Annotated in this window: 9 protein-coding genes and 1 pseudogene; 6 read left to right on the plus strand and 4 right to left on the minus strand. The window is 53.4% G+C overall.

Going from position 1 to position 11,075, the window contains the following annotated elements; translation table 11 throughout:
• From D3H35_RS10590 to D3H35_RS30310, 6 genes and pseudogenes are all read left to right on the plus strand, one after another.
• Window positions 1-1,879, plus strand: a 1,879-nt coding sequence (locus D3H35_RS10590) for a histidine kinase (protein WP_119149145.1), incomplete at its 5' end; no start/stop codon positions are given.
• Window positions 1,876-3,261 (plus strand): response regulator transcription factor, encoded by a 1,386-nt coding sequence (locus D3H35_RS10595; RefSeq protein ID WP_233567861.1) that lies wholly within the window; start codon window positions 1,876-1,878, stop codon window positions 3,259-3,261. The genes D3H35_RS10590 and D3H35_RS10595, both read left to right, overlap by 4 nt.
• Window positions 3,262-4,615: 1,354 nt before the next feature.
• A pseudogene (locus D3H35_RS34770) lies at window positions 4,616-5,501 on the plus strand (ABC transporter permease).
• 26 nt (window positions 5,502-5,527) lie between these two features.
• Entirely contained in the window at window positions 5,528-6,457 is a 930-nt protein-coding gene (locus D3H35_RS10605) for a carbohydrate ABC transporter permease (protein WP_119149149.1), read from the plus strand.
• A 71-nt stretch (window positions 6,458-6,528) separates the two neighbouring features.
• Window positions 6,529-7,437 (plus strand): extracellular solute-binding protein, encoded by a 909-nt coding sequence (locus D3H35_RS10610; protein WP_119149151.1) that lies wholly within the window; start codon window positions 6,529-6,531, stop codon window positions 7,435-7,437.
• 40 nt (window positions 7,438-7,477) lie between these two features.
• Window positions 7,478-7,663 (plus strand): hypothetical protein, encoded by a 186-nt coding sequence (locus D3H35_RS30310; RefSeq protein WP_147355808.1) that lies wholly within the window; start codon window positions 7,478-7,480, stop codon window positions 7,661-7,663.
• A gap of 360 nt (window positions 7,664-8,023) precedes the next feature.
• Here D3H35_RS30310 and D3H35_RS10620 read toward each other — a convergent pair whose 3' ends face one another.
• Genes D3H35_RS10620 through D3H35_RS34095 form a run of 4 tightly spaced genes read right to left on the minus strand, consistent with a single transcriptional unit; the run spans window position 8,024 to window position 10,950 of the window.
• Entirely contained in the window at window positions 8,024-8,932 is a 909-nt protein-coding gene (locus tag D3H35_RS10620) for an extracellular solute-binding protein (protein WP_119149155.1), read from the minus strand.
• Between the two features lie 38 nt (window positions 8,933-8,970).
• Window positions 8,971-9,930, minus strand: a complete 960-nt coding sequence (locus tag D3H35_RS10625) for a carbohydrate ABC transporter permease (protein ID WP_233567860.1) — start codon at window positions 9,928-9,930, stop codon at window positions 8,971-8,973.
• A gap of 26 nt (window positions 9,931-9,956) precedes the next feature.
• Entirely contained in the window at window positions 9,957-10,670 is a 714-nt protein-coding gene (locus tag D3H35_RS10630) for an ABC transporter permease subunit (protein WP_325050043.1), read from the minus strand.
• Entirely contained in the window at window positions 10,663-10,950 is a 288-nt protein-coding gene (locus D3H35_RS34095; protein ID WP_325050044.1) for a hypothetical protein, read from the minus strand. Before D3H35_RS34095 ends, D3H35_RS10630 begins: the two co-directional genes overlap by 8 nt.
• Window positions 10,951-11,075 lie beyond the last annotated feature (125 nt).

Raw genomic sequence — 11,075 nt, forward strand, 5'->3', positions numbered from 1 at the left:
AATACTGAAGGAATTACCGCTACTATCTGCTGCGCCTCGCCCGGGATCCCGATATTCCGATCATCCAATCGTATCTTCCGACTCCGACGAATACATCCTGGCCAAGCTGCGGCTGCTTAACCGATACGCGCTCGATTCCTTGCTGGATTCGACCAGCATATACGGAATATTGGATACGCTGTTTCTGTACCCCCGCAAAGAACAATCGATTATTTTCGCGACCCAATACAACACGAACTCGGAAGAAAAGGAAACGACGCTTAACGAATGGTCCCGCACTCATCTGACCGGGCCGATCGAGCACGATTACCGCTGGGAATCGATAACGGTAGAGGGCGGCTATCATTATTTGCTCAAGGCGGTCGATTTGGACCTGAACGTCTATGCGGGCGCGCTCGTTCCTTCCGACAGCATGATGCGCGTGCTCTCCAATTTCGACGTCGGCCCGTCCGGAGCTGCGCTTCTTCTCGATTCGTCAGGCGTTTCATTGACGAGTCGCGTGTTCAAGCCCATGGAGGATCCCGACTTTTTCGACGCGGTCACGAGGATGAACGATTCGTACAAGATCGTTCGTTCCCAAGGGGAAAATTACTTGGTCATGGCCAAGCATTCGCAATACGCCGACCTTAATTACGTGCTGATTACGCCTGAATCGTATATTTTGAAAAGCTTGCCTTTTTTCCAAAAGGTGCTTTACATCTGGATTCCGCTGCTTGTCGCTTTGCTGCTGTCCTTTTATCTGCTATTTCTTCAGAGGGTTGTGTTTAAGCCGCTCGTCGAACTGATCCGAGGGATGCGCAAGCTGGGCAAGGCGGCTGGACATTCGTCTGCCGACGAACCAGAGCAGCGAATTCGCGTTCATGTCGGGATCGTTCAACCAGATGGCCGAGCAGATCGAAAAGCTGAAGATCGACGTCTACGAGGAGCAGCTTCGGGTGCAGAAGGCGGAGTACAAGCATTTGCAGGTGCAGATCAACCCGCATTTTTATATGAATTCCTTAACATTATTTATAATTTGGCAGCGCTAAAAGACTTTAAGTCGGTGCAGAAGCTATCGCTCCATCTGGCCGATTATTTCCGGTTTCTCATGCAGAGCAACCGTCCGGTCGTGTCGTTGGAGGACGAAATCCGTCATATCGGTCATTATCTGGAAATCCAGAAGGTGCGCTACGTTACGAAGCTAGATTTCGAAATCGACGTGAAGCCGGAGCACCTGAAAGCGGAAATATCGCCGCTCACGATTCAGCCGTTCGTCGAAAACTCCGTTATTCATGCGTTTAACAAGAGAGTGCAGGACGGGAGCTTGTTCCGGATTGCGATTCGGTCGGAGGACGGCGAAGACGAGCTCGGAAGCTACGTAGTCATTACGGTGAGCGACAACGGACCGGGGTTTCCGGAAGACATGCTTCGGGATTTGGGAAGCGACGCGTATTTGGCAGGAACCGGAGAGCAGCATCTTGGAATTTGGAACATCCTTCGAAGGTTTCGCATGCTGTACGGGGACGCGGCCGAATCGTGTTCCGCAATGCGGACGAGGGGGGAGCTGTCGTCGAAATTTGGCTGCCCGCTGCCTTCAAGCTCCCGGTCGGCAGGGATGAGCCGTTACTGTAAAAAGCGGCGAATGATACGGAAAGGGGGCAACGTTTTGCTGACGATGCTGGTTGTGGACGACGAGATTTACGCGTTGAAAGGGATTACGCAAGGAATCGACTGGAGCGATCTGCCGATATCGGTCATCCTCGAAGCGGAGAACGTGGACCAGGCGAAGCGGAAGCTGCAGGAGAATAAGGTCGATCTGGTCATCTCGGACATCGAAATGCGGGAGCGAACGGAATCGAGCTGCTTCGTTATATCCGGGAAGCGGCTCCGGCGACGCTGACGGTATTTTTGACCGGGCACGCCCGGTTTGAATACGCGCAAGAGGCTCTTCAATACGGCTGCTTCGATTATGTTCTCAAGCCGGTCGATCATGATGTGTTAAAAGAAATCGTGAAGCGAGCCATTGAGGAAATCGAGCGGAGGCAGGAGCGGCAGGCATTCGAGGAAATGCTTGAGAAGTATCGTCGCCATTGGAAAAATCAGCTGCCGATTCTGGTGGAGAAGTTCTGGCAGGAGGTGCTGGCCGGGAGAGGGCCTGCCGGACAAGATCGCCTTGACCGGGAGTTCGCGATGTACGATATCCCGCTGTCCGCAGGCGATCGCGTGCTGCCGGTGCTGCTCAGCATCGAGCAATGGGACGTCGAGCTGGACGCTCGCGACGAGAGCATCATGGAATATGCCGTGCGCAAGGCGGCTGCCGAAATTATATTGGGCGACCGGAAGGGGGCCGTGCTCCAGGATCGCAACGACGTCAATCTCGTGCTCGTCTATTTGCCCGACGGGGCGCTTGCTGACCGGGATGCGCTGAAGACGGCATGCCTGCAATACGTAAGAGCTTCCAACGATTATTTTCATTGCCGCGTATCCTGTTATGTGGGCGACACGGTCCGGATCGGCGAAATTGCGGGTTCGGTCGAGCGGCTGTCGCAGCTGGAGCGCGCCAATATTTCCAATCCGCAGACGGTGGTAGACGGACTGGAGAGCGGGGAAGCGTTAGGCGGGAGCGCAGCCGGGCCGAGCTTGCCTTCCTTCATGGAATGGGGCATTTTGCTCGATAACGGAAGCATCGATGAGCTCGTTCTTGCGGTTAATGAGACGCTGCGCCGTTTTCAGGAAGAGAGCGTCAGCCGGGAGACGCTTGAGCTGTTCTACTTCGGCTTCGTTCATATGCTGTTCCAGGCGGCGCATCGCAAAGGGGTTTCGATCTACGACGCGCTGGCGGTGCAGGAGATGAACGACGGACAGTTCGCCCGGACGCCGCTGCACATGCAAGCGTGGGCGGTCAAGATGGTGCAGAAGGCGGGGCAGGCGTTCCAGGATCGCCATCGCGACGCATCTGCCGTCATTGCTAAAATTCAATCGTTCATCCAGGACAATATCCATAAGGAATTGGGGCGGGACGATATTGCCGGCGCGGTATACCGTAATCCGGCGTATTTATCGAGGATGTTCCGCAAGGAGACGGGGCTCTCCTTGACCGACTATATCGCGCAAGCGAAAATAGAACGGGCGAAGCGGCTGCTAATCGATACGAACGACAAGGTGAGCCATATCGCCGAAGGGATTGGCTATACGCACTTTTCCTATTTCGCTAAGCTGTTCAAGAAAATGACCGGCATGACGCCGCAGGATTATCGCAAGAAGCACCAGACGCTGCATTGATAGCAATGCTCGCGCCGCCCGTCTCGATGAGAGACGGGTTTTTTTGTTCTTGGCTCGGGCTGGTGGTGGGCGGGGCTATTGGCGGGTGGCGGGCGAGGATAGTAACTGAGGGTGCCTTATTGGGCGGGGCATGCCGCCAGTGGACGCGGATAGTAACCGAGGGTGCCTTATTTCGCCGCTCCCCCGTCCATCCCGTCCGAGATAGTAACCGAGAGTGCCTTATTTCGCCGCTCTCCCGTCCATCCGTCCGAGATAGTAACCGAGAGTGTCTTATTTCGCCGCTCTCCCGTTCATCCGCCGAAGATAGTAACCGAGGGTGTCTTATTTCGCCGCTCCCCCGTCCATCCGTCCGAGATAGTAACCGAGAGTGTCTTATTTCGCCGCTCTCCCGTTCATCCGTCCGAAGATAGTAACCGAGGGTGTCTTATTTCGCCGCTCTCCCGTCCCCGCCCGCCGAGATAGTAACCGAGGGTGTCTTATTTCGCCGCTCACCCCGATCATCCGCCCGAGATAGTAACCGAGAGTGCCTTATTTCGCCGCTCCCCCGTCCATCCGTCCGAGATAGTAACCGAGAGTGCCTTATTTCGCCGCTCCCCGTCCATCCGTCCGAGATAGTAACCGAGAGTGTCTTATTTCGCCGCTCTCCCGTTCATCCGTCCGAGATAGTAACCGAGAGTGCCTTATTTCGCGGCTCCCCCGTCCATCCGCCCGAGATAGTAACCGAGAGTGTCTTATTTCGCCGCTCTCCCGTTCATCCGTCCGAAGATAGTAACCGAGGGTGTCTTATTTCGCCGCTCTCCCGTTCATCCGCCCGAGATAGTAACTGTGGGTGTCTTATTTCGCCGCTCTCCCGTTCATCCGCCCGAGATAGTAACTGTGGGTGCCTTATTTGGCGGGGAACGGGGCCGCTGGGCGTGGATAGTAACTGTGGGTGCCTTATTTGACGGGGAACAGGGTCGCTGGGCGAGGATAGTAACTGTGGGTGCCTTATTTGGCGGGGAACGGGGTCGCTGGGCGTGGATAGTAACCGAGAGTGCCTTATTTGGCGGGGAACGGGGCCGGTGTGCGTGAACTGGGGGAGCACCCCTCGGCGCCGTTCGCACTCCCAATAGCCGTAATCGGAAAAGGTTTTCCTAAAGTCACCAAAGTGCTATTTAGGTCATCCCAGTAGATAGATGGGCGGCTCGTTCCCCCTGTACAATGAGATCACGGAGAGACGAAATACACGAGAGACAAAGGACTGATGGAGATGGAACAGGTTGCGAAAACGGCGTTGCCCGCCAAGATCAAAGCCCGCAAAGTTAAGACTCTCAACCAAGGCTACTGGCAAAGAAGATACGGCGTTTTCTATCTGATGATGGCTCCCGCGCTGATCGTGCTGCTCATTAACAACTACGTGCCGATGATCGGCGGCCTGATCGCGTTCAAGAACATGACGTACGAGTCCCGAGCTTTTTCGAAAATTTCAAAAACAGCCCTTGGGTTGGCTTTCAAAATTTTGAATATTTGTTCAATTCGAGCGACGCATGGCTAATTACCCGCAATACGATCGCCTACAACGCGGTGTTCATCCTCCTGAACCTCATAGTAGGCGTCGGCATCGCGCTTATGTTCCACAACATGAGAAGCAAGCTGCTCGCCAAGTTCCATCAGACGACGATGTTCCTCCCGTACTTTTTATCGATGATTATCGTCTCGTACCTCGTATACGGCTTCCTGAATCCCGATATCGGGGTCATGAACAAATCGTTCCTCCCGATGTTCGGCAACGACGAAGGAGTCATGTGGTACTCGGATCCGAAATGGTGGCCTCTCATCCTTCCGATAGTAAACACTTGGAAATTTATCGGGTACTATGCGGTATTTTATCTGGCGGCCATAATCGGGATCGACAATGAATATTACGAAGCGGCTCACATCGATGGCGCCTCCAAGTGGAGACAAGTATGGAGCATTACGGTGCCGCTCATCCGGCCCGTCATTATTATCCTCACTCTTCTGCAGATCGGCGGATTTTCTACGCGGACTTCGGATTGTTCTTCCAAGTGACGCAGAACGCGGGCGCGCTCTATGACAAGACGCTCATTATCGACACTTACGTCTATCAAGGGTTTCTAGTCTCCGGCGATATCGGAATGTCTTCCGCAGCAGGGCTGTATCAAGCCGTCGTCGGCTTCGTGCTGGTTCTTTCGTCCAACCTCATCGTTCGTCGGATCAGCAAGGAAGACGCCCTGTTCTAAGAGCATTCGAATAAGGAGGCAAGTCCATGGCAACCGCGGCATTCAAAAAGAAAAAATTCGACGTCAACCAAATATCCGTTGGCTCCAACCTTGCGATCAATTCGTTCTTCTGGATTTACACGGCGCTGTGCGTTTTCCCGCTGCTGCTCGTCATCGCCGTATCGTTCTCGGATGAGAAGACGGTATTGATAAGCGGATACAGCTTTTGGCCGGAAAAATGGAGCATCGAATCCTATAAGTTCCTGTTCAACGACTACATGGCCATCGTGAAATCGTACGGAGTATCGATCTTCGTCACCGTCGTCGGAACGGCTATCTCTTTGACGATAATGACTATGTACGCTTATCCGATTTCCCGGCGCGACTTCAAGCATCGCAATCTTTTTTCCTTCCTTATGTTTTTCACGATTTTGTTCAATAGCGGTCTCGTTCCTTTTTATCTCGTATACAAGCAAGGCCTTCATCTTCAGAACACGATGCTCGTATTGATGATTCCGTTGTTCGTGCAAGGATTTTTCGTCTTCGTGATCCGGACCTTTTTCCAAAATCAAGTGCCTCCGGCTTTGATCGAATCGGCCAAAATAGACGGAGCAGGCGAGCTTCGAACATTTTTCCAGATCGTCCTGCCGCTGTCGCTTCCGGTTCTCGCCTCGGTCGGTCTGCTCGTCACGCTTAACTACTGGAACGACTGGTTTCTCAGCGTATTGTTCATTCGCGACGACGGGCCGCAGACGATTCAATTCCGGATGTACCGCACGCTGCTCGACATCCAGTATCTCAGCTCCAACGCCCAGGCATACTCGGCCATCATGCAAGCGAATCCGAACTTCACGGTGCCGAGCGAAACAGCGAGAATGGCGATGGGCATCGTCGGGATCGGGCCGATTATTTTCCTCTATCCGTTCGTGCAGCGCTACTTCGTGGCAGGCTTGACCGTAGGCGCGGTCAAGGGCTAAGCTTGGCTTCTACCGGTTACCGGCCGGTTCTAGCATACGTATTCATTCATTAGAAAAGGGAGGCAACACCCATGCTCAAAACGAGCAAAAAATTCGGCAAGTCATCGGCCATTATGCTGGCAACGGCGATGTCCTTTGTCCTCATCCTGTCGGCTTGCGGCAACGACAAAAACAAAACCGGAGGCAACGAAGCGTCGCCTGTTCCGCCTTCGAGCGAATCCGCGTCGCCTACGGCAAGCGAATCTTCGTCGCCGGACACCAAGCTGAGCGACTACAACCTGACGCTCTTCCTGCCGGGTACGACTCCGAAAGACGAGCAGAAGGTCGAAGCCGAAATCAACAAATACCTCAAAGACAAAATCAACGCGACCCTCGATCTTCGTTTCGTCGACTGGGGGCAATGGGATAACAAGATGAACCTGGCCATTGCGAGCCGCGATCCGATGGACATTATTTTCACGGCTGCCTGGAACGGCCATGCCGCCAACGTTGCGAAGAAAGCGTTCCTGGCGCTGAACGATCCAAACGGCCCCAAAGGCAATCTGATCGAGCAATACGGCCAAGATATTACGGCTACGCTGCCCGAGCAGTTTCTCAAAGGCGCCAAAATCGACGGCCTCAACTACGGCATTCCTTCGAACAAGGAGCTGGCGGAGCAGGGCGGCATCATCTATCGCAAAGATATCGCCGACGAGCTCGGTCTGACGGACAAAATCGAAGCGGTCAAAACGATCGCCGATCTAGAGCCGATTCTGGCCGAAGTGAAAGCGAAAAAGCCCGATATGATCCCGGTTTTCATGCGCGACGGCGAGAACTTCAACGCTCACTATTTTTTCCAAATTCGACTACCTCGGCGACAACACGATCGACGGCGTCGTCATGAAGGACGGCACGGATACGACGGTACTGGCCCGTTACGACCCCGCGCTACAAAGAAACGTTGGCGATTACCCGCGATTTTTTCAAAAAGGCTACATTAACAAAGACGCGGCTACGACGCAGCTCGGCGTTAACGACGCGATGAAAAAAGGCAACGTATTCATGGTGCCGTCCCCGCTGAAGCCAGGCAAAGACGCGGAGCTCGCGAACGCTACGAACTTGGCCGGCAAGCTGAAGCAGGTCGCCATGACGGAACGCACGGTAGCTACGAGCGATACGGCGTATGCTGGGCATTTCCTCGACATCCGGCATCCGAGCGCGCGATGATGTTCATCAACTGCTCCATTAGATAAGTACTTGAATAACCTGATCAACTTCGGCATCGAGCGACCACTATACGCAGCGGCGAAATTATTACTCGACGATAATACGGCAACTATCGATCAGGCGTCCGGATGCAGATGAACATGATCGCGCGTCGGATTGCCGGATGTCGAGGAATGCCAGCATAGCGCGGCCGTATGCTCGTAGCTACGTGCGTTCCGTCATGGCGACTGCTTCAGCTTGCATTCGTAGCGTTCGCGAGCTCCGCGTCTTTGCCTGGCTTCAGCGGGGACGGCACCATGAATACGTTGCCTTTTTTCCATCGCGTCGTTAACGCCGAGCTGCGTCGTAGCCGCGTCTTTGTTAATGTAGCCTTTTTTGAAAAAATCGCGGGTAATCGCCAACGTTTCTTTGTAGCGCGGTTGGTCGTAACGGGCCAGTACCGTCGTATCCGTGCCGTCCTTCATGACGACGCCGTCGATCGTGTTGTCGCCGAGGTAGTCGAATTTGGAAAAATAGTGAGCGTTGAAGTTCTCGCCGTCGCGCATGAAAACCGGGATCATATCGGGCTTTTTCGCTTTCACTTCGGCCAGAATCGGCTCTAGATCGGCGATCGTTTTGACCGCTTCGATTTTGTCCGTCAGACCGAGCTCGTCGGCGATATCTTTGCGATAGATGATGCCGCCTGCTCCGCCAGCTCTTGTTCGAAGGAATGCCGTAGTTGAGGCCGTCGATTTTGGCGCCTTTGAGAAACTGCTCGGGCAGCGTAGCCGTAATATCTTGGCCGTATTGCTCGATCAGATTGCCTTTGGGGCCGTTTGGATCGTTCAGCGCCAGGAACGCTTTCTTCGCAACGTTGGCGGCATGGCCGTTCCAGGCAGCCGTGAAAATAATGTCCATCGGATCGCGGCTCGCAATGGCCAGGTTCATCTTGTTATCCCATTGCCCCCAGTCGACGAAACGAAGATCGAGGGTCGCGTTGATTTTGTCTTTGAGGTATTTGTTGATTTCGGCTTCGACCTTCTGCTCGTCTTTCGGAGTCGTACCCGGCAGGAAGAGCGTCAGGTTGTAGTCGCTCAGCTTGGTGTCCGGCGACGAAGATTCGCTTGCCGTAGGCGACGCGGATTCGCTCGAAGGCGGAACAGGCGACGCTTCGTTGCCTCCGGTTTTGTTTTTGTCGTTGCCGCAAGCCGACAGGATGAGGACAAAGGACATCGCCGTTGCCAGCATAATGGCCGATGACTTGCCGAATTTTTTGCTCGTTTTGAGCATGGGTGTTGCCTCCCTTTTCTAATGAATGAATACGTATGCTAGAACCGGCCGTAACCGGTAGAAGCCAAGCTTAGCCCTTGACCGCGCCTACGGTCAAGCCTGCCACGAAGTAGCGCTGCACGAACGGATAGAGGAAAATAATCGGCCCGATCCCGACGATGCCATCGCCATTCTCGCTGTTTCGCTCGGCACCGTGAAGTTCGGATTCGCTTGCATGATGGCCGAGTATGCCTGGGCGTTGGAGCTGAGATACTGGATGTCGAGCAGCGTGCGGTACATCCGGAATTGAATCGTCTGCGGCCCGTCGTCGCGAATGAACAATACGCTGAGAAACCAGTCGTTCCAGTAGTTAAGCGTGACGAGCAGACCGACCGAGGCGAGAACCGGAAGCGACAGCGGCAGGACGATCTGGAAAATGTTCGAAGCTCGCCTGCTCCGTCTATTTTGGCCGATTCGATCAAAGCCGGAGGCACTTGATTTTGGAAAAAGGTCCGGATCACGAAGACGAAAAATCCTTGCACGAACAACGGAATCATCAATACGAGCATCGTGTTCTGAAGATGAAGGCCTTGCTTGTATACGAGATAAAAAGGAACGAGACCGCTATTGAACAAAATCGTGAAAAACATAAGGAAGGAAAAAAGATTGCGATGCTTGAAGTCGCGCCGGGAAATCGGATAAGCGTACATAGTCATTATCGTCAAAGAGATAGCCGTTCCGACGACGGTGACGAAGATCGATACTCCGTACGATTTCACGATGGCCATGTAGTCGTTGAACAGGAACTTATAGGATTCGATGCTCCATTTTTCCGGCCAAAAGCTGTATCCGCTTATCAATACCGTCTTCTCATCCGAGAACGATACGGCGATGACGAGCAGCAGCGGGAAAACGCACAGCGCCGTGTAAATCCAGAAGAACGAATTGATCGCAAGGTTGGAGCCAACGGATATTTGGTTGACGTCGAATTTTTTCTTTTTGAATGCCGCGGTTGCCATGGACTTGCCTCCTTATTCGAATGCTCTTAGAACAGGGCGTCTTCCTTGCTGATCCGACGAACGATGAGGTTGGACGAAAGAACCAGCACGAAGCCGACGACGGCTTGATACAGCCCTGCTGCGGAAGACATTCCGATATCGCCGGAGACTAGAAACCCTTGATAGACGTAAGTGTCGATAATGAGCGTCTTGTCATAGAGCGCGCCCGCGTTCTGCGTCACTTGGAAGAACAATCCGAAGTCCGCGTAGAAAATCCGGCCGATCTGCAGAAGAGTGAGGATAATAATGACGGGCCGGATGAGCGGCACCGTAATGCTCCATACTTGTCTCCACTTGGAGGCGCCATCGATGTGAGCCGCTTCGTAATATTCATTGTCGATCCCGATTATGGCCGCCAGATAAAATACCGCATAGTACCCGATAAATTTCCAAGTGTTTACTATCGGAAGGATGAGAGGCCACCATTTCGGATCCGAGTACCACATGACTCCTTCGTCGTTGCCGAACATCGGGAGGAACGATTTGTTCATGACCCCGATATCGGGATTCAGGAAGCCGTATACGAGGTACGAGACGATAATCATCGATAAAAAGTACGGGAGGAACATCGTCGTCTGATGGAACTTGGCGAGCAGCTTGCTTCTCATGTTGTGGAACATAAGCGCGATGCCGACGCCTACTATGAGGTTCAGGAGGATGAACACCGGTTGTAGGCGATCGTATTGCGGGTAATTAGCCATGCGTCGCTCGAATTGAACAAATATTCAAAATTTTGAAAGCCAACCAAGGGCTGTTTTTGAAATTTTCGAAAAAGCTCGGGGACTCGTACGTCATGTTCTTGAACGCGATCAGGCCGCCGATCATCGGCACGTAGTTGTTAATGAGCAGCACGATCAGCGCGGGAGCCATCATCAGATAGAAAACGCCGTATCTTTGCCAGTAGCCTTGGTTGAGAGTCTTAACTTTGCGGGCTTTGATCTTGGCGGGCAACGCCGTTTTCGCAACCTGTTCCATCTCCATCAGTCCTTTGTCTCTCGTGTATTTCGTCTCTCCGTGATCTCATTGTACAGGGGGAACGAGCCGCCCATCTATCTACTGGGATGACCTAAATAGCACTTTGGTGACTTTAGGAAAACCTTTTCCGA

Source organism: Cohnella faecalis (assembly GCF_003570905.1).
Lineage (GTDB): Bacteria > Bacillota > Bacilli > Paenibacillales > Paenibacillaceae > Cohnella > Cohnella faecalis.